At 64.3% G+C, this 19,275-nt stretch carries 19 protein-coding genes; 11 read left to right on the forward strand and 8 right to left on the reverse strand.

Going from position 1 to position 19,275, the window contains the following annotated elements:
• Window positions 1-34 precede the first annotated feature (34 nt).
• On the reverse strand, window positions 35-1,006 hold the full coding sequence (locus MU848_RS02430) for an NAD(P)H-dependent glycerol-3-phosphate dehydrogenase (protein ID WP_247229996.1): 972 nt from the start codon (window positions 1,004-1,006) through the stop codon (window positions 35-37).
• Entirely contained in the window at window positions 1,003-2,037 is a 1,035-nt protein-coding gene (gene tsaD / locus MU848_RS02435) for a tRNA (adenosine(37)-N6)-threonylcarbamoyltransferase complex transferase subunit TsaD (protein ID WP_247229998.1), read from the reverse strand. Before tsaD ends, MU848_RS02430 begins: the two co-directional genes overlap by 4 nt.
• A gap of 44 nt (window positions 2,038-2,081) precedes the next feature.
• On the opposite strand from tsaD, the gene hemC reads away from it, so the two are divergent.
• The 4 genes from hemC (at window position 2,082) to MU848_RS02455 (ending at window position 5,449) form a co-directional block, all read left to right on the forward strand.
• Window positions 2,082-3,020: a hydroxymethylbilane synthase gene (gene hemC / locus MU848_RS02440; RefSeq protein ID WP_247230000.1), complete on the forward strand. Its 939-nt coding sequence runs from the start codon at window positions 2,082-2,084 to the stop codon at window positions 3,018-3,020.
• Window positions 3,017-3,685 (forward strand): uroporphyrinogen-III synthase, encoded by a 669-nt coding sequence (locus MU848_RS02445; protein WP_247230003.1) that lies wholly within the window; start codon window positions 3,017-3,019, stop codon window positions 3,683-3,685. The genes hemC and MU848_RS02445 overlap by 4 nt, the downstream gene beginning before the upstream one ends.
• 28 nt (window positions 3,686-3,713) lie before the next feature.
• Window positions 3,714-4,583, forward strand: coding sequence for a hypothetical protein (locus tag MU848_RS02450; RefSeq protein ID WP_380800062.1), 870 nt, complete (start codon window positions 3,714-3,716; stop codon window positions 4,581-4,583).
• Window positions 4,584-4,699: 116 nt separating this feature from the next.
• Window positions 4,700-5,449, forward strand: a complete 750-nt coding sequence (locus MU848_RS02455; RefSeq protein ID WP_315862405.1) for an esterase/lipase family protein — start codon at window positions 4,700-4,702, stop codon at window positions 5,447-5,449.
• A gap of 160 nt (window positions 5,450-5,609) precedes the next feature.
• Here the strand turns inward: MU848_RS02455 and gltX are convergent, their stop codons facing one another.
• Window positions 5,610-6,935, reverse strand: a complete 1,326-nt coding sequence (gene gltX / locus MU848_RS02460) for a glutamate--tRNA ligase (protein WP_247230009.1) — start codon at window positions 6,933-6,935, stop codon at window positions 5,610-5,612.
• A gap of 4 nt (window positions 6,936-6,939) precedes the next feature.
• Window positions 6,940-8,595 carry an NAD+ synthase gene (locus MU848_RS02465; protein ID WP_247230011.1) on the reverse strand — a complete coding sequence of 552 codons (1,656 nt, stop codon included), beginning with the start codon at window positions 8,593-8,595 and terminating at the stop codon, window positions 6,940-6,942.
• A gap of 117 nt (window positions 8,596-8,712) precedes the next feature.
• On the opposite strand from MU848_RS02465, the gene MU848_RS02470 reads away from it, so the two are divergent.
• Window positions 8,713-9,648 (forward strand): ribose-phosphate pyrophosphokinase, encoded by a 936-nt coding sequence (locus MU848_RS02470; protein WP_066525693.1) that lies wholly within the window; start codon window positions 8,713-8,715, stop codon window positions 9,646-9,648.
• A 25-nt stretch (window positions 9,649-9,673) separates the two neighbouring features.
• Here the strand turns inward: MU848_RS02470 and MU848_RS02475 are convergent, their stop codons facing one another.
• Together MU848_RS02475 and MU848_RS02480 are read right to left on the reverse strand one after the other, a co-directional pair.
• Complete coding sequence (locus tag MU848_RS02475) at window positions 9,674-9,940, reverse strand: hypothetical protein (RefSeq protein WP_281494270.1); 267 nt, start codon at window positions 9,938-9,940, stop codon at window positions 9,674-9,676.
• A gap of 22 nt (window positions 9,941-9,962) precedes the next feature.
• Entirely contained in the window at window positions 9,963-10,391 is a 429-nt protein-coding gene (locus tag MU848_RS02480; protein ID WP_247230013.1) for a VOC family protein, read from the reverse strand.
• Between the two features lie 77 nt (window positions 10,392-10,468).
• Between MU848_RS02480 and hisN the strand changes: the two genes are divergently transcribed.
• Complete coding sequence (gene hisN / locus MU848_RS02485; protein WP_247230016.1) at window positions 10,469-11,254, forward strand: histidinol-phosphatase; 786 nt, start codon at window positions 10,469-10,471, stop codon at window positions 11,252-11,254.
• 3 nt (window positions 11,255-11,257) lie between these two features.
• On the opposite strand, the gene MU848_RS02490 is transcribed toward hisN, so the two are convergent.
• The gene (locus MU848_RS02490; RefSeq protein ID WP_247230018.1) at window positions 11,258-11,788 is read right to left on the reverse strand and encodes an O-acetyl-ADP-ribose deacetylase; all 531 of its coding nucleotides are present in this window, start codon (window positions 11,786-11,788) and stop codon (window positions 11,258-11,260) included.
• A 39-nt stretch (window positions 11,789-11,827) separates the two neighbouring features.
• Complete coding sequence (locus MU848_RS02495) at window positions 11,828-14,008, reverse strand: AsmA family protein (protein WP_247230020.1); 2,181 nt, start codon at window positions 14,006-14,008, stop codon at window positions 11,828-11,830.
• 158 nt (window positions 14,009-14,166) lie between these two features.
• On the opposite strand from MU848_RS02495, the gene rpmI reads away from it, so the two are divergent.
• From rpmI to pheT, 5 genes are all read left to right on the forward strand, one after another.
• Window positions 14,167-14,370 (forward strand): 50S ribosomal protein L35, encoded by a 204-nt coding sequence (gene rpmI, locus MU848_RS02500; RefSeq protein WP_007689506.1) that lies wholly within the window; start codon window positions 14,167-14,169, stop codon window positions 14,368-14,370.
• A gap of 13 nt (window positions 14,371-14,383) precedes the next feature.
• Window positions 14,384-14,746: a 50S ribosomal protein L20 gene (gene rplT / locus MU848_RS02505; RefSeq protein ID WP_022682430.1), complete on the forward strand. Its 363-nt coding sequence runs from the start codon at window positions 14,384-14,386 to the stop codon at window positions 14,744-14,746.
• 160 nt (window positions 14,747-14,906) lie between these two features.
• Window positions 14,907-15,527 carry a LysE family translocator gene (locus tag MU848_RS02510; RefSeq protein ID WP_247230021.1) on the forward strand — a complete coding sequence of 207 codons (621 nt, stop codon included), beginning with the start codon at window positions 14,907-14,909 and terminating at the stop codon, window positions 15,525-15,527.
• Between the two features lie 69 nt (window positions 15,528-15,596).
• Window positions 15,597-16,688: a phenylalanine--tRNA ligase subunit alpha gene (gene pheS / locus MU848_RS02515; RefSeq protein WP_247230023.1), complete on the forward strand. Its 1,092-nt coding sequence runs from the start codon at window positions 15,597-15,599 to the stop codon at window positions 16,686-16,688.
• Window positions 16,685-19,099, forward strand: coding sequence for a phenylalanine--tRNA ligase subunit beta (pheT, locus tag MU848_RS02520; protein WP_247230025.1), 2,415 nt, complete (start codon window positions 16,685-16,687; stop codon window positions 19,097-19,099). The genes pheS and pheT overlap by 4 nt, the downstream gene beginning before the upstream one ends.
• Window positions 19,100-19,275 lie beyond the last annotated feature (176 nt).

Here is a 19,275-nt window from a genome sequence, read left to right on the forward strand (position 1 = left end):
ATGGTAAACAATAAATGATCGGAGAGCGACGGATTTATTCCGGCCGCAACGGACGGGCGAGGAGCGCGTCGATGACTGCGCCCAAGGGGGCCGCATCTTCGAGCAGGGCACAGACAGCTTCCACCACCGGCATTTCGACGGATGCCGCACGGGCCGCTTCGCGCAGCACCGGCGCGGTGAAAGCGCCTTCGGCGACTGTGCGGCGATTGGCAAGAAGCTCCCCTGCCGGCTTCCCTTCGCCCAGTCCCTTCCCCAGGGAGAAATTGCGCGAATTGGTCGACGAGCAGGTGAGGACCAAGTCGCCCAGGCCCGACAAGCCCGAAAGAGTTTCAACCCGCGCCCCCCGAGCAAGCCCGAAGCGGGTCATTTCGGCAAACCCACGGCTGATGAGTGAAGCGCGGGCATTGAGCCCAAGGCCAGCGCCCTCTGCAACGCCGCATGCGATGGCGAGCACGTTCTTCACAGCTCCGCCGATTTCCGCGCCTACGACGTCGTCCGACACATAGGGGCGGAAGGCGGGGCGCGCGACACGCGCCGCTATGCGATCGGCCAGTTCTGCGTCTTCGCATGCAAGAGTGATGGCGGTAGGCAGTCCCCGCGCGACTTCATGCGCGAAGGTCGGGCCGGACAAGACGCCGATCGGCGAGCGAGGCTGGGCCTGCCTGGCGACTTCAGACATCAGCAGGCCGCTGCCTGCTTCAATACCTTTGGAGCAGAGGACGAGCGGAAGACCGGCAGGCAGTCCGGTTACGATGGTACGCAGATGCTGAGCTGGGCAGACGATGAGCAGCAGGTCGCGATCCGCCATATCCGCCATATCACCGGTGGCGTCCACGGTCGGGCTGAGAGGAATGTTCGGCAGATAAAGCGGATTGAGATGGTCTTCATTGACCGCGCTGACCACGTCCGGCTCAAGCGCCCACAAGCGAACATGCTCCCCCTGGGAAGCAAGGGTCTGCGCCAGCGCCGTGCCCCAAGCGCCCGCTCCGATAACGCCCGCCTTCATGCCTTCACTCCTGCCCCGCGCGCTTTCTCCGCATCCGGATCCAGCGGCCAGCGCGGCCGGGCTGGAACGGTAAGATCATCGACCAGCCCGGCCGCATGGCGCTCCGCCCCCGCCCAGGCGATCATCGCCGCATTGTCCGTGCAAAGCCAGAGCGGCGGCGCGACAAAGGGAAGATCATGCCGCGCGGCGAGCGCTTGGAGCGCTGCGCGGATCGACTGGTTGGCAGCGACCCCTCCCGCGACGACGAGGGCGGTTATCCCTTCAAGCGTAGCGAGCTGCTTTTCCGTCCGATCGACTAGGCAATCTATTACCGCCTGCTGAAAGCTCGCGGCGATATCCTCGGTTGCATATTGGCCCGATTGAGCCGCGCGCATTACGGCGCTCTTCAGGCCAGCGAAGGAGAAATGCGGCTCGGCCGTTCCGACCAGGGGGCGCGGAAGAGGTACGGCTTGCGGGTTGCCGCTGGATGCGGCGCGTTCGACCGCCGGTCCACCCGGATAGCCGAGGCCAAGCAGTTTCGCAGTTTTGTCGAAAGCCTCTCCGCTGGCGTCGTCGATCGTCGTCGCCAGCCTGGAATAATCTCCTGGCCCGCGAACATGGAGCAGTTGGCAATGCCCGCCAGATACCAGCAGCAGCAGATATGGGAATTGCAGCGCCGGATCAGCGAGGCGGGGCGACAGGGCGTGGCCCTCCAGATGATTGACGGCGACCAGCGGCTTGTTCACGGCATGGGCCAGCGCCTTGCCCGTCACCAATCCGACCATCACGCCGCCGATCAAACCCGGTCCCGCCGTGGCGGCGATCACGTCCACCTGCTCCAGCGTCAGTCCGGCGTCGGCGAGGGCGGCTTCGATCAAGGGAGCAAGCGCCTCGACATGCGCGCGGGCGGCGATTTCCGGCACCACGCCGCCATAGGGGCGATGCGCCTCTTCCTGCGTCGCCAGCCGGTGCGCGAGGATTTTGCCCTCGGCCGTCACCAGCGCTGCCGCAGTTTCGTCGCAGCTTGATTCCAGGCCAAGGATGATCGTCATTGCCGCTTCCATCTAATGCCCACGGATATTAGAGCAAGCGGCATATGACATCGCCATCCTACACGCCTGATCGTCCGCTGCGCCTTGGTACGCGAGGTTCGCCATTGGCGCTGGCGCAGGCGCGCATGACGGCGGAGGCGCTGTGTGCGCGGCATGGGTGGGATGCGGACGCGATCGCGACTGTCGTCGTGCAGACAAGCGGCGACCGGATTCAGGACAGAGCGCTAGCCGAAATCGGCGGAAAGGCGCTGTGGACCAAGGAACTGGACCGCGCGCTGATCGAAGGGCAAATCGATTTTGCCGTTCATTCCATGAAGGATGTGGAGACTATACGGCCTGCGGAAATCACGATCGCGGCCATGCTGCCGCGGGCGGATGTGCGGGATCGGCTGGTCGGGGCGGAGAGTTTCGACGCCTTGCCGGACAATCCGGTAGTGGGGTCGAGTTCGCCACGGCGGGCGGCCCAGGTGAAGCGGCTTCGCCCGGATGCGCGGGTCGTGCTGTTCAGGGGCAATGTCGCCACGCGGCTGGCGAAGCTTGCTGCCGGAGAGGTGCACGCGACCCTGCTTGCAGCGGCCGGGCTCGACCGTCTGGGGCAGCCGGACGTGGGAGCATGCATTCCGCTTGACGTCATGTTGCCAGCGCCATCGCAGGGGGCGGTGGGGATCGAGACGCTGAGCGGCAATGCGGAGATGCGGGCCTTGCTCGCCGGGATCAACGACGTCGATACGTTCGATTGCGTGACGGCGGAGCGCGCGGTTCTCAAGGGTCTTGGCGGCACATGCCATTCGCCGATCGCAGCGCTGGGCCGTTTGGAGGATGGCGGCATCCGTCTTGCAGCGGAGATATTGAGTCCGGATGGCCGCGAGCGGGTCGAGGATGTGAGGATCATCAGCCGAGGGGATAGCGCCGCCGCCGAAGCGCTGGGACGATCGCTGCTGGAGCGAGCAAGCGCAGAACTGCGCGCGCTGTTCGAAGCGTGAAGCCCGTCATCATCCTGCGGCCGGAGCCGGGGGCGAGGGAGACGGCTGCGCGGGCGATGAAGCTCGGCCTTATCCCCCGCCTTTGCCCCCTGTTCGAAGCGCGGCCGATCACCTGGGACGCGCCGCCAGCCAAGCGGTTTGATGCGCTGCTCATGACCAGCGCACAGGCAGCGCGGCTCGGCGGGCCGCTGCTTTCCCGATACAGACGGCTGCCCGCCTATGCGGTCGGGCACGCCACGGCCCGCGCCATGGAAGAACAGGGATTCGAGCATGTTACGGAAGGCCATCGGGATGGCAGCGCGATTGCCGCGCGCATCGCGGCTGACGGGCACGCCCACGTCCTGCACCTTGGCGGAACGACCCTCGCCCGGATCGATTCCGGGCCGCTGGCGATCGATCGGGTGGCGGTTTACACGATCGGAGGGCGGCCGGACGCAGAGATCGATCCCCATTTGGAGCCCGGCGCCATACTGCTGGTTCATTCGCCTCGCGCCGGGAGTAGGCTCGCGGAACTGATCGGGCCGGAGCGGCGCGGCAGCCTGCATGTGATCGCCATCAGTCCAGCGGCGCTTACCGCTTGCGGGCTGGGCTGGTCGAGCGGCCAGGCGCCTGAATTGCCCGATGATGAGAGGATGCTGGCCCTCGCGGCGCGATTGTGCGAATGATCCCGCCAAGATGGAAGAGAGGTCCTCGATGAGCGAAGAAGGCGGCGCAGCGAGCGCGACAGCGATCCCGCCGGTTCCTGCACGCACGCGGGGTTCCTGGACGACTTTCCTTGCCGTGATCCTCGCTTTCGTGATCGGCGTGGCGATTGCGATAGCGGCGATGTTCTATTTCCAGGGGCGCTGGGCTGGATCGCCCTCCCGCCCTGCCGTAGCCGCTGATCCTTATCCAAGATCCGGCGTCGCGCTGCGCCCGCTGTCGACCGATGCCGGGCAAATGCTGGACGGGCGGGTCGTACAATTGGAAGAGCGGCTCAACCGCATCACGGTCGAGGCTCAGGCAGCCTCAGGCAACGCAGCCCGCGCCGAGGGGCTGCTGGTCGCTTTTGCCGCGCGGCGCGCACTCGATAGCGGGACGCCGCTCGGCTATGTCGAGGGGCAGTTGAGGCTGCGCTTCGGCCAGGCCCAGCCCCGCGCGGTGGCGACCATCATCAATGCTGCGCGCGAGCCGGTGACGCTCGCCGACCTGCGGGCCGGCCTTGCGACCGTGTCGGATCAGCTGACGACCCCGGGGCCGCAGAGCAGCTGGTGGGATTCGGTCGAGCATGAAGCGCGCGCGTTGTTGACCATCAGGCGGTCATCCACGCCCTCTCCCCGCCCCGAGGCCGCGATGGAGCGTGCACTGCGCTATATCGACGCGGGGCGGGTGGGTGCGGCGCTGACGGAAGTCGAAGCCATGCCGGGTAGAGCCGCCGCCGACCGGTGGATGCAGTTCGCCCGCCGCTATATCGAGGCCCGGCGCGCGCTCGACCTGATCGAGACGGCAGCGATCCTGGAACCCCGGCAGTTGCGCGGCGTCGACGGCGGGCCAGTCGCGCAAACCTCTCCCCTCGCCCCCTGAACCCACTGTAATAATCGGCGAGCCGTTGCCCCGGCTTCACGAAACCATTGGACGCGCTGGGCATTTGTCATGAGAATGTCATCTTTCGCCCACCGGGCCATGGAGACTATTTTCTCGTGCCGCCTTATGTTCGATCGATCAGTGGTTTGTGGAAGGGGCGCGAGGCGCAGCCCGCGCGGCAGGTTGGTCGGCCGTCCTGGCAGCATCTGATCGCCAACGCATCCATGCCTGTCGATCTCGCCCGCACGCGGGCGCGAAGGGCCGCCTTGTCACGCGCGATAAAGGGTGACGGGCGGCATGTCCTGCTGATTCCCGGCTTGCTCGCGTCCGAACAGAGGATGGAGCCGATGCGCACCATATTGGAGGCGGCAGGATTCCATGCCCATGGCTGGGGCATGGGGCGCAATCTTGGCCCGCGCCCTGACACGCTGGAGCAGATCGGCCGGAGGGTGGACGCCATCCGCAGCCGGAGCGGCGCGCCCGTAACCTTGGTGGGCTGGAGCCTCGGCGGCCTGTTTGCGCGGGAATATGCGAAATGTGCACAGGAGAAGGTTGCCGGGGTAATTACCCTCGGCTCGCCCTTTTCCGGCGATCCACGCGCCAATCATGCATGGCGGCTCTATCAGATGGTGGCAGGCCACCCGGTCGATCGCCCGCCCTTTGCCTGCAGCCGGGATGTGAAGCCACCGGTTCCGACCATCGCGCTATGGTCGCGGCGGGACGGCGTCATCCTCCCGGAATGCGCAAAGGGCCGTGCCCATGAGCGCGACAGGGCCATCGAGGTGGACTGCACCCATATGGGCTTTGCCGTTGCGCCGGAAGGCATATTGGCCGTGGGCAAGGCGCTGGAGGCGTTGGGCAACTGATCTGGCCAGCTGTGTTTTGGAAACATGTTCAATGTGAACCACTTGATCCGTTCGGACTGAGCTTGTCGAAGCCCTCTCCTCCTTGAGAAAATTAGAGCCCTTCGACAGGATCAGGGCGAACGGTGTGAGAGGTGGTGCCCGATCTAAGCACACCCCAAGGTCAGCCTAAACGCCGAAGCGCTTCCTCCTTGCCGATCAGCGGCAGGAGCTGCGCCATGTCAGGACCATGATCGAGGCCCGTGAGCGCACGGCGGAGCGGCAGGAACAGCATCTTGCCCTTTCGCCCGGTCCGTTCCTTGAGCGCGCCAGTGAGCGCGGGCCAGATGTCAGGTCCGAAGTCCAGGCCCAGCAGGATTTCGCGCGCGGTGGCGAGAAAGGCGCGATCATCCTCATCAGGCGCAGGCGCTTCGACAGGGCCTGTCACGATACGCCACCAATCGGCAGCCTGCGACATATTCTCCAGATTGGGCCGGATGGCGTTCCATCCAGCTTCATCCATCCCGGCAGGCAGGCGGGCGGACACGGCTTCGTAGGGTAGAAGGTGGACAATCTTCTGGTTGAGCGTTGCCAGTTCCGCTTCATCGAAACGCGCGGGCGCGCGGCCGAAATGCGCGAAGTCGAAGCTTTCGATCAACGGATCGACTTTGGCGAAGGGCTCGATCGGCATGGAAGTGCCAAGGCGGGCGAGCAGGGACAGGACAGCCATTGGTTCCAGTCCGATTTCACGGAAATGCGCAACGCCGAGTGAGCCCAGCCGCTTGGAAAGCTTGCCTTCGCTGCCGGTCAGCAGAGCCTCATGCGCGAAGGATGGCAGTTGCGCGCCCAGAGCGGTGAACATCTGGATTTGCGCCGCCGTGTTGGACACATGGTCTTCACCGCGCAGCACATGGGTTATGCCCATGTCGACATCGTCGATCACGGACGGGAGCATGTAGAGCCAGCTGCCATCGGCGCGGCGGATCACCGGGTCGGACAGCAGCTTGGGGTCGAAACGCTGCTCGCCACGGATGAGGTCGGTCCAGAGGATCGGCTGATTATGGTCGAGCCTGAAGCGCCAATGGGGCTTGCGGCCTTCGGCTTCATGGGCGGCGATCTGATCGCTGGTCAGCGACAGGGCGGCGCGGTCATAGACCGGGGGAAGCCCGCGGCCGAGCAGCACCTTGCGCCGCAGTTCCAGTTCCTGGCTCGTTTCATAGGCCGGATAGACATGGCCCGACGCCTTCAACTGCTCGAAGCGGCTTTCGTAAAGGGCGAAGCGATCCGATTGCTTTTCTTCCGCGTCCCAATGGAGGCCGAGCCAGGACAGGTCCGCCTTGATCGCGTTGGCATATTCGGCGCGCGACCGCTCAAGGTCGGTATCGTCGAGGCGCAGAAGGAACTTGCCGCCGCTTTTGCGCGCCCAAAGCCAGTTGTGCAGCGCGGCGCGGATATTGCCGACATGGAGGTTGCCGGTCGGCGAGGGAGCGAAGCGGGTGATGACGGTCATGAGCTTAAAGCGTCCGAAAAGCGTTGGTGATCGGATAGCGGCGATCACGCCCGAAATTGCGAATGCCGAGCTTTACGCCCGGGGGCGACTGGCGGCGCTTATATTCCGCGACATAGAGGAGGCGTTCGATGCGGGCGACGACATCCTTGTCGAAGCCGCGCGCGACAAGCTGTTCGACGGACAGTTCCTCCTCGACCAGGCCATAGAGGATCGGGTCCAGCACCTCATAAGGAGGCAGGCTGTCCTCATCCTTCTGGTCCTCGCGCAGTTCCGCGCTTGGCGGCTTGGTGATCACGCGCTCCGGCATGACCGGACCAGACGGCCCGAGGCCGAGCGAGGAGACATTCTCGTTCCGCCAGCGGCTGAGGTCGAAGACGGTGGTCTTGTAGGCGTCCTTGAGCACCGAATAGCCGCCTGCCATGTCACCATAGATGGTGGCGTAGCCGACCGACATCTCGCTCTTGTTGCCTGTGGTGAGCAGCATGTGGCCGAACTTGTTCGACAGACCCATGAGCGTGACGCCACGGATGCGGGACTGGAGATTTTCTTCCGTCAGGTCGCGCTGCCGCCCCGCGAAGGCATCGGCGAGCATCGTGTCGAAGGCTGCGACGGCCGGTTCGATCGGGATCGTATCGTAGCGGATGCCGAGCAGGCGGGCGCATTCGACGGCATCGTCCAGGCTGTCCTGGCTGGTGAAGCGCGACGGCAGCATGACGCTCCAGACGCGATCGGGTCCCAAGGCGTCCACCGCCACGGCAGCCGACAACGCCGAATCGATGCCGCCTGACAGGCCGAGGACGACGCCGGGAAAGCCGTTGCGGTTCACATAGTCGCGCAGGCCGAGCACCATCGCATTATAGATGTCGGCCGGGCGGCTATCGAGTTCATGCCGATCGCCGGGGATGCAGACCCACTGGCCTTCCCACTTTTCCCAATGGGTGAGGACGAGCGCTTCTTCCCAATCGGGCAGTTGGTGGGCGATGCTGCGGTCGGCGCCCATGACGAAGGACGCACCGTCGAACACCAGTTCGTCCTGGCCGCCCACGCGATTGAGATAGACGAGCGGCAGACCGGTTTCGCGCACCCGCGTGCCAGCGACGGCGTTGATGCGGCGATCGTCCTTGTCGACTTCGAACGGGCTGCCATTGGGGCTGATGAGGATTTCCGCTCCTTCCGCCCGCAGATGGGCAGTGACGAAGGGAAACCAGATATCCTCGCAGATCGGCACGCCGATCTTCACGCCCCGGAAATCGATGGGTGCGGGCAGCGGGCCGGGCGCGAAGAGGCGCTTTTCATCGAAGGTGCCATAATTGGGCAGCTCGCGCTTTTGCCGGATGGCGGTGACCGCGCCGTCTTCCAGCAGGGCGACGACGTTGAACAACACGCCCTGCGACGCAACGACGGTTCCTACCAGCATCGCCGGACCGCCGTCCGCCGTCGCCTGCGCCAGGCGATCCAGCTCATGGTTCGCGCGATCGACCAGCGCAGGCTTCAGCACCAGGTCCTCGGGCGGGTAACCGATCAACTGAAGCTCGGGAAAGACGATGAGGTCGGCGCCGGTCGCGCGGGCCCGCCATTCGAGCATCGCGTCCGCATTGGCCTTCAGGTCGCCCACGCTCTGTGTCATCTGGGCAAGGGCGATCACGAGTTTGTCGGTCATGGCCGCGCCCTAGTCCATTTTGCCCGCCTGCGCAAAAGCGCCTTTCCACTGAGGGCAAGCGCCGCTAAAGGGGCCGCGTTTCGCGCATCGTCATCCAATCGTCACAGGGGTTTGGCCATGAAACTCATGACCGGCAATTCCAACAAGCCGCTTGCGGCCGCCATTGCGGATTATATCGAGATCCCCCTGACCGATGCGAGCGTCCGCCGCTTCGCCGATGAGGAAGTTTTCGTGGAAATTCACGAGAATGTCCGGGGCGAGGATGTGTTCGTCATTCAGTCGACGGCCTATCCGACCAACGACAATCTGATGGAATTGCTGATCATGATCGATGCGCTGAAGCGCGCGTCGGCCAAGCGAATCACGGCGGTCGTCCCTTATTTCGGCTATGCCCGGCAGGACCGGAAACCCGGGCCGCGTACCCCGATCTCGGCCAAGCTGGTGGCGAACCTCATCACCACGGCTGGCGCGAACCGCGTGCTTTCGGTCGATCTGCATGCGGGACAGATCCAGGGCTTTTTCGACATTCCGACCGACAACCTGTTCGGCGCGCCGGTCATGTCGGCTGACATCCAGGCGCGTTTTGGCGACCGCAACCTGATGGTCGTGTCGCCGGACGTGGGCGGCGTGGTGCGTGCCCGTGCGCTCGCCAAGCGGCTGGACAACGCGCCGCTCGCCATCGTCGACAAGCGGCGTGAGCGCGCGGGCGAATCGGAAGTGATGAACATCATCGGCGACGTGAAGGGCCGTTTCTGCGTTCTGATCGATGATATCGTCGATTCGGCTGGGACGCTGTGCAACGCAGCCGGCGCGCTGAAGGCTGCGGGCGCGGAAGATGTGGTTGCCTATGTCAGCCATGGCGTGCTGTCGGGCGGCGCGGTTGCCCGCGTCGAGGCTTCCGAGCTCAAGGAGCTGGTGATCACCGATTCGATCCAGGGCACGGACGCCGTGTGCAATGCCAAGAGCATCCGCCACCTGCCGATCGCGCCTCTGCTGGGCGAAGCGATCAAGCGGATCGCGGATGAAAGCTCTGTTTCCAGCCTGTTCGACTGACCGGCGAAGTTGCGCCGCGCGACTTTTATGAGGCGCCCGGCAGCAACAATATGGGCAGGCAGAATAGCAGGATCAGGCCGCCGACGACCCTCTGCGCGCGGGAAATGCCCAGTGGTGCGCCCTGCCAAAGCATCGGGCAGGCGAGCAGCGCCAGCAGCAGGAGCATGTTGGACAGGGCGGCCGATCCCCCAATGGGCGCGTCCTGCCGCAGGGCGAGCGCGCCCAGCAAGGCAGCGAAACTCAACATCCAGCCGATCAGCGCCACAGCCATTCCCTTCCGATACAAACGCATAAACGGCGCGGGTTGCCGAAGCTTAAACGGCGGACCTCCAAGGATCATAGGTGCCGAAGCTCCACAGATTGCCTTCCGGATCGAGCGCTTCATAGCCGCGACCGGGATAGCCCTGATTGTCATGCGGCTCGTTCACCACCACCGCGCCCTGATTGCGGGCATGAAGACAGTGCGCGTCGACGTCCGCGACCACGACATAGATGCAGGTCGTGACGCCGCCCAGATCGCGCGGCGTGGTCCAGCTGTAGAGCGACTCCGCCTCACCATCGCGTGCGCTGCCGAGCATCACCATGCCATCGCCCAGGACTAGCTGCGCATGATGGATGATGTGCGGATCGGCCTCATCCTCATGACAGGCGTGCAGTTCAAAGCCGAAGGCGTCTTGCAGGAAGCTTATGGCCGCCGGGGCATCGGCATAGCGCAGGCCGGGGATCACTGGGGAACCGGGCATCATTTCCCTCCTTCATCGATCGTCAAGCGGGCTGGCTAAGCCTAGCGCAACGGGCGCTTTCCGGCTAGGCGGGAGCGATGACGACCCGCGACGACCTGACCCTTGCCCACCGCCTGGCCGACGCTGCCGCAGCGGCGATCAGGCCTTTCTTCCGCGCGCGATACGACACGGAGTTCAAGTCGGACAAGTCGCCGGTGACAGAAGCCGACCGCGCGGCTGAAGCGGCGATCCGGGCCATATTGGAAAAGGAGCGCCCGCAGGATGGCATTATCGGCGAGGAATATGGCGCAACCCGCGAAGATGCCGAGCGCGTCTGGATCCTCGACCCGATCGACGGCACGCGCAGCTTCATCGCGGGACGGCCGATATTCGGCACGCTGATCGCGCTGACCCAGGCAGGCTGGCCAACCATCGGCATCATCGACCAGCCGATCGCGAAGGAACGTTGGGCAGGCATGATGGGCCAGCCGACGACCTTCAACGGCGCGGCAGTCACCACCCGCCGCTGCCGCTCATTGGAAGAGGCCATCCTTGCCAGCACCGGCCCGCAATATTTCCCCGGCTGCACCGGCGAGCATTTTTCGCGGCTGGCGGGGCAGTGCCGCGATACGGTGTGGGGCGGCGACTGTTATAATTACGGCCTGATCGCGTCGGGGCATGTCGATATCGTTGTGGAGGCCGGGTTGAAGCTGCACGACATCGCCGCGCTTGTGCCTGTCGTGGAGGGCGCGGGCGGGCGCATGTGCGATTGGGCGGGCGACCCCATCACGGCTGAAAGCGACGGGCGCGTGATCGCCTTGGGTGATGCGGCGAGGCTGGATGATGTGCTGGAAGCGCTGGCGGAGGGGCATCACGCTCATTGACGCTCAGGCTGTGAGCCCGGCGACCGCTTCAGCATAGATGCGCCTGCTTTCATCATCGAAGCAGATGAAGAGGATGAGGTCGAAGGCCAAGGGAAAGGCAGCCAGTTCTTCCCCCACCGTCCGGGCCGCTACCTTCGAAGCCTCATCTTTCGGATAGCCATAAATGCCTGTGGAAATGGCGGGGAAAGCGATGCTGCGGAGGCTGTTTTCGCGCGCCAGTCCGAGCGATGATTTGTAGCAGTTCGCGAGCAACTCCCCTTCGCTTGCACCCCCGCCCCGCCACACTGGGCCGACAGTATGGATGACATGCGCAGCGGGCAGATTGTACCCGCGGGTGATCCGTGCCTCCCCCACCGGACAGCCACCGAGCATGCGGCATTCGGCAAGCAGTTCGGGTCCTGCCGCCCGATGGATCGCGCCATCCACCCCGCCTCCACCAAGTAGAGAGCTGTTGGCGGCGTTGACGATCGCATCCGTTGCACAACGGGTGATGTCGCCAGTCTGGATATCCCAGCGGCACGTGTCGGAGATCATGACGCAGCCCGCGCTGTAGGTCGCATTCGCCGCATTGTCCTAGAAGATTCCGAGAAACTTCTTCTTCTGCTTCTTTTCCTGCCTGGCATTGGCCTTGCCTGACTCTTCCTTTGACGTGGTGCCCCGGCCGACATCATCTCGTGGCTTGCCGTCCTTCGTGCGCTGGGCAGCGGCCGTCGCGCCCGCCAGGACGGGGCCACAAGCCGCGCTCTTGGCGTCGCCTACATCGACAAAGGCCAACACGGCAGCGAGCGGGCTCGCCGCGATTCCGAGCGCTGCCGCCGCGCCGCCGCGCGCCACCAGTTCAGGACTGATGACGTCGATGCCGGGCTTTGCGAAATAGCCGTTGATGCCGACCGGCGACTGGCCCGAAAACAGGCTGAACTTCTTGCCATCGGCGCGGAAAACAAGATCAAGGCTCTCGTTACGGAAGGAGAAGCCGCCCCGCCCCAGCATGACATTCTTCTTGGTATCGATGATGATCGGATCAGCCGCAGCGATGCCGTTGCGGACGGTGAAGGCGATGAGCCCGCAGTTGATCTGGACAGGCTCCTTCAGCTTCTTTTCAAACATCTTCGTGATGAAGGTGCCCACATCGAGTTCGGCAAGCTGCACATTGCGCGCCCACATGGTGCCCGCAGGCAGGATGACGGCAATCCTGCCATTCGCGGTGCTGAGCGAGTCATGCACCGTATCGCCAAGGCCGGTCATCTGCGCCCGTGCCTTGATAATGCCGGTCGTCCCCGATTCCTCGACGCCCCAGCGGCCAAGCAGCTTGCCCATGGGCGTGGGCGAGAGGCGGACATCATAGCGGGTGCGCACCGGCTTGCCCCGCGCATTTATCTCTATGTCCGAGCTGACATGCCCGCCGGACATGTCGAAGGTGAGCGGCGACAGCGTCAGCAGGCTGCGCTCCAGCGCGAGCGTAAGGCGGATATTGGAGATCGGCACGTTGGGCGCCCGGACCTGACGCACGTCATAGCGGACATTGGCGTCGAAATTGCGCAGCGCCTCTACCCGGAGCGGCGCATCCGGGAGGATGCGGGGTCTGCCGCCGACATTCTCGATCGCGCCACTCGCGCCCTGCCTTTCCAGTTTCTGGGGATTGTAGCCGATGAAGGGTCCTACATCGACTATGTCGAGCGTGCGGGTAGCCAGGTCCGCATTCAAGCGCAGGCGATCGTTGGGCAGCGAAACGGTCATGCGGCCGGAAAGGTCGCTGTCTCCGAACCGGCCCTTAAGATGAGTGAAGCGCCATTCTCCGTCCTGCTTCGTGAGGGCGGAGGTGAAGCGATAGGTGCGGGTTTCGGGAATGGCGACGCCGAGGAAATCGAACAGCAGCGCAAGATTGGGACCGCGCGTCACCAGCCGCAGGTCCGCTCCTTCAATCTCGGTCGCACCCGGCAAGGTGCCGCTGACCTCCAATATCGTCGGCCCCGACTGCGCGTAGAGCGCGAGGCTGTTCTTGCCGCCCGTTATCGTCTGGTTGGGTGAAAGCAGCCCTCCGCGCAGCGTGAAGGGGCGGCTTCGCATCGTGCCGTCGCCGGAGAAGCGAATGTCGCTTGCAAAGCGTGTATCCTGCGCCTTGACGGTTTCGAAGCGTATGTCGGTCGACAGCTGCATCCGGGGGTCGCGATACCGCAAGGTCGTCCCCGCGAGCAGCGCTCGGCGGATAAGCGGCAGGTCGAGCGGCTCTCCCTTCTTGTTCGGATCACCGAAGGTCCATGTATTGCTCTTGCCATCCCGCGACCATTCAAGGTCAGCGGCGGCGTTGCGAAGCTCAAGCCAGCGGACGCGATATTTGTCGCCGAAGATCAGGCTGAGCGGTGCGATCCGCGTATCGATAAGATCGGAATAGAAGAAATGCGGGCGGCTCGCCCAAGGCGTGTTGGCGATCGACATCCCCTCGGCGCGGAACTTGATGGTGATGGGCGCGAAATAGAGTTGGAAGTCGCCAGCAACCTTGACCGGACGTTCCAGGCGGCTGGTGAGGAAGCGTTCGAACGGATGTTTGAGGAACCGGCCCTTGGTGATGAACAGGATCAGCCACAGCAGAAATATCAGGCCGATGATGTAGGCAATGATGCGAAGGGGCAGCGGAACCTTGCGCCATTTCTGGCGTGTGGTGGACCAATAATGGCCTATGCCTCCTGCCGCGCCGCCGGGCGCAGGAGCCTCTTTTGCCGGAGTGTCCGGCCGCAAGGGATCGGCATCGGCCATGGCGCAAGAACGCCCATCCCCGTCTTTGGGTCCGAATCACCTTGCCTTTGAAGGTGCTTCCGACTATGCGCGCCCCTTCGCGATATTTGGAAGGACCGCCCGGCTAACTAGGGCTGCCGTGGCTGTCCGTAATCGTCGCGCTGAAGAAGGAGACGAAAATGCCCAAGCTCAAGACCAAGAGCGGTGTGAAGAAGCGCTTCAAGTTCACCGCTTCCGGCAAGGTCAAGCACGGCGTCGCTGGCAAGCGTCACCGCCTGATCAGCCACAACGCAAAATATATCCGCCAGAACCGCGGCACGTCGGTCATGTCCGACGCCGACGTGGCTCACGTGCGCCTCTGGGCGCCCTACGGCCTGAAGTAAGGAGTAGAGGCACATGGCACGCGTAAAACGTGGTACGACCACCAAGGCGAAGCATAAGAGGATTTTGGATCAGGCGAAGGGCTATTATGGCCGTCGCAAGAATACGATCCGCATCGCCCGCCAGGCTGTCGAAAAGGCCGGCCAGTACGCTTATCGCGACCGCAAGGTCAAGAAGCGTACCTTCCGTGGCTTGTGGATCCAGCGCATCAACGCTGGCGTCCGCGCTGAAGGGCTGACCTATTCTCAGTTCATGCACGGCCTGAAGCTGGCCGGCGTCGATCTGGACCGCAAGGTCCTGGCCGATATCGCCATGCACGAAGGCGAGGCGTTCAGCGCCATCATCGCCCAGGCGAAGGCTGCGCTGCCCGCGGCCTGAGCATAGAACGGTCGAAAGATCGTCCAAGGGGCGCCGGGGCAGAAGCTTCCGGCGCCCTTTTTGTTTTTCAGTCCAATCTCCGTTCGCCCTGAGCCTGTAGAAGGGCGCGCGGCTTTGAAAGGCTCAGCCCAAACGAGGGTGAGCAAAGGAGGCTGATCCCATGTCGCTGCATGCCTGGTGGCTCTATGTCACGGCGGTTTTCCTGATCTCGGCCACGCCGGGGCCGAACATGCTGCATGTGATGACGCAGAGCATCGCCCATGGTCCACGCAAGGCGATGGTCACCATGGCGGGGCTGATGAGCGCGGTGCTGCCGTGCCTCATCGCCTCCGCGCTAGGTCTGGGCGCGCTGCTGAAGGCGTCGCCGCGCCTATTCGATGTGCTGCGCTATGCGGGCGTGGCCTATTTGATCTGGCTGGGAATCAAGGCATGGCGCGCTCCGGCAACTGGCGGCGGCGATACTGACGCGGGGCAGGCACAGCGCGCCAGCAGGCTTTATGGCACGGCGCTGCTGACAGGACTGTCCAATCCCAAGCTCATCATCTTTGCCGCCGCGCTGTTTCCGCAGTTCATCGACACCACCCGGCCTTTCGCGGCGCAGCTGGCGATACTGGTGGCAAGTTTCGTGGTGATCGAAAGCTTCTGGTACAGCGTCTATGCGCTCGGCGGCATGAAGCTGAAGCGCTGGCTGGAGCCGGCCAACCGGCAGCGGCTGTTCAATCGAGGAACGGGCCTGCTCTTCATTGGATTTGGCGGGGCGCTGCTGGGCGCGCGGGCCTGACCCTTTTCTTGGCGCGCGCGCCCGGCTAAGGCCCGCTCATATTTCGCCTTCGCGGGACTGCTGAAAATCATGAGTGAGATTTCCAATCTGAAAGCCGGCCTGATCGCCGACATCAATGCCGCCGATACGCTCGATGCGCTGGAAGCGCTGCGCGTCGGCGCCATGGGCAAGAATGGGGTGGTGACGGGACTGCTCAAGACATTGGGGCCGATGAGCCCCGAGGAGCGGCTGGAGAAAGGGCCGCCGATCCAGGATCTGCGCGAAAGCGTGACGGCGGCGCTTGCGGACAGGAGGGCCGCGCTGGAGCAGGCGGCGCTCGACGCGAAGCTCGCGGCCGAGAAGATCGACATGACCCTGCCCGCCGACATCGGCCCGCAGGGATCGGTGCATCCGGTGAGCCAGGTGATGGACGAACTGGCGGAGATTTTCGCCGACCTTGGTTTCTCCGTGGCGACAGGGCCGGAGATCGAGGACGACTGGCATAATTTCACGGCGCTCAACATTCCCGAGACGCATCCGGCGCGGGCGATGCATGACACCTTCTATTTCCCCGACGCTGAATCGGGCAAGAAGATGCTGCTGCGCACTCATACGTCGCCGGTGCAGATCCGCACGATGATGAACGGCGAGCCGCCGATCCGCATCATCGCGCCGGGCCGGGTCTATCGATCCGACAGCGACGCGACGCACACGCCGATGTTCCATCAGATCGAGGGGCTGGTGATCGACAAGGGCATCACCCTTGGGCACCTCAAGTGGACGCTGGAGACCTTTCTCAAGGCTTTCTTCGAGCGTGACGACATCGTGCTGCGGCTGCGGCCGAGCTACTTCCCCTTCACCGAGCCTTCGGTGGAAGTGGATGTGGGTTACACGCTCACGAACGGTCAGCGCGTAATCGGTGGTGACGGCGATGCGCCGGGCGGCGGCTGGCTGGAAGTGCTGGGCAGCGGCATGGTCAACCGCCGGGTGATCGAGGCGTGTGGGCTGGACCCCGATGAGTGGCAGGGCTTTGCGTTCGGCACGGGCGTCGATCGGCTTGCCATGCTGAAATATGGGATGAACGACTTGCGCGCTTTCTTCGACGGCGATCTGCGCTGGCTGAAACATTATGGCTTTTCGGCGCTGGACGTGCCGACGCTGAGCGGAGGAGTGGGCGCATGAAGTTCACGCTGAGCTGGCTCAAGACGCATCTCAACACCGATGCTGATCTGCCGACGATCCTAAAGGGCCTGACGAACATCGGCCTGGAGGTCGAGGGGGTGGAGAATCCGGCCGAAAAGCTGGGCGCGTTCCGCATTGCCAGGGTGCTGACGGCGGAACCGCATCCGCAGGCAGACAAGTTGCAGGTGCTGACGGTGGATGCGGGCGATGGCGCTTTGCAGGTGGTCTGCGGTGCGCCCAATGCGCGCGCGGGCCTTGTCGGCGTGTTCGGAACCGAGGGCGCGGTGGTGCCGGTGAATGGCATGGTTTTGAAGAAGACCGCCATTCGCGGGGTCGAGTCCAACGGGATGATGTGTTCGTTCCGCGAACTGGAACTGGGCGAAGACCATGAAGGAATCATCGAATTAAACGCGGATTCTCCGGTGGGAGAGGTCTTTGCCCGGTGGGCGGGGCTCGATGACCCGGTGATTGATGTGAGTATAACACCTAATCGCCAGGACTGCATGGGCGTGCGGGGGATTGCGCGCGATCTGGCAGCGGCGGGCTTGGGCACGCTCAACCCGATCATCGTGCCGACGGTGGAGGGCGTGGGTCCGGGGCCGGACGTCCGGGTCGAGGATGAAGATGGCTGCCCGGCCTTCTTCGCGCGCACGGTGCGGGGCGTCACCAACGGCCAGTCGCCCGAATGGATGGCGCGGCGGCTGAAAGCCATCGGGCAGAAGCCGATCAGCACGCTGGTCGATATCACCAATTATCTGATGATCGACCTTGGCCGTCCGCTGCATGTCTATGACATGGCGACGCTGAAGGGTCCGCTGACGGCGCGAAAGGGCAAGGCGGGCGAAGAGGTTCTGGCGCTCAACGGCAAGACCTACACGGTTGACGAGACGATGACCGTCATCGCCGACGATGAAGCGGTGCACGACATTGGCGGCATCATGGGCGGCGAGCATTCGGGCGCGACCGACGCCACGACAGACGTGCTGATCGAATGCGCCTATTTCACGCCGGAGCGGATTGCGGTGACCGGGCAGAAGCTGGGCCTGACCAGCGACGCACGCGGACGGTTCGAGCGCGGGGTGGACCCGGCTTTCCTGGATGACGGCCTGTCGATCGCGACCGACCTGGTGGTGAAGCTGTGCGGCGGCACGCCGAGCCAGGCGACGCGTGCCGGTGAGCCGCCGGTCGCCAACAAGATCGTCCGCTACGAGCCGTCGCAATGCCTGGCGCTGGCAGGCGTCTATGTGAGCGATGACGAGCAGAAGCGCATCCTCGAAAGCCTGGGCTTTGGCGTGGAGGGGCATGACGCCACCTTCGAATATGAAGACGGCATGCCGGTGACGACGCCCGCCCATTGGAGCGTTTCCGTGCCGAGCTGGCGGCGGGACGTCGACGGCTGGCCCGATCTGGTCGAGGAAGTGGTGCGGATCGTCGGGCTGGATCAGGTGCCCTCCACCCCCCTGCCCCGCGCACCCGGCGTGGCGCGGCCGACGGCGACGGCGGAGCAACTGGTCGAACGGCGGGTCCGCCGGACGGCAGCGGCGCGCGGCTTGGCCGAGGCGATCAACTGGTCCTTCATCTCGGAGAAGGAAGCCGCGTCAGTCGGCGGCGGCGACTGGACACTCGCCAATCCGATTTCAGAGGATTTGAAGGTGATGCGGCCTTCGCTGCTGCCCGGGCTGCTGTCGGCGGCACGGCGGAACATGGATCGCGGCGCGGCTTCGGTGCGGCTGTTTGAGGTGGGACGGCGCTATTTCGCTGACAAGGAGCGGGCGACGGCTGGATTCCTGTTGGCGGGCGAGAAAACGCCGCGCGGGTGGGAGACAGGGAAGGCACAGGCTTTCTCGGCCTTCGATGCCAAGGCGGAAGTATTGGCGCTGCTGGCGGCCGCTGGCGCGCCGGTGGCGAACCTGCAAAGCTTTGGCGAGGCTTCAGCGGCCTATCACCCGGGGCAATCGGGCACATTGCGGCTGGGGCCGAAAGTGGTGCTGGCCGAGTTCGGGGTGCTGCATCCTTCGCTGGCTAAGCAATTTGGCCTGACCGGCACTGTAGTCGCGGGCCAGATCTTCCTGGATGCGATCCCGGCGAAGCGGAAGAGCGGCTTCATGCGCGCGCCCTATGCGCCGCCTGCATTGCAGGCGGTAAAGCGGGACTTCGCCTTTGTCGTCGATGAGGCAGTGGAGGCGGACGCGCTGGTGCGCGCGGTCAAAGGCGCGGACAAGAAGGCGATCGTCGATGCACGGTTGTTTGATGTGTTTGTCGGCCCGGGCGTCGATGAGGGGCGCAAGAGCCTGGCCATCGAGGTGACGTTGCAGCCGGGGGAGAAGAGCTTCTCGCAAGAGGAGTTGGACGCCATCAGTGCTGCGGTGGTGAAGGCTGCGGAGAAGTTGGGCGGGACTTTGCGGGGGTAATCCAGGCGGTTTGGTTCGATCTCGACTTCGCTCGAAACGAACGGGGGGTAGGGAGGGGCTGAACCTGCGGTAGTTTCCTTGCCGTCGTCCCGGGCTTGACCCGGGACCCCGCTTTTCTTCAGCCATGCGAACGAGGAAGCGGGACCCCCGATCAAGTCCGGGGTGACGATCTCGAT

Source organism: Sphingobium agri (assembly GCF_023051225.1).
Classification (GTDB): domain Bacteria; phylum Pseudomonadota; class Alphaproteobacteria; order Sphingomonadales; family Sphingomonadaceae; genus Sphingobium; species Sphingobium agri.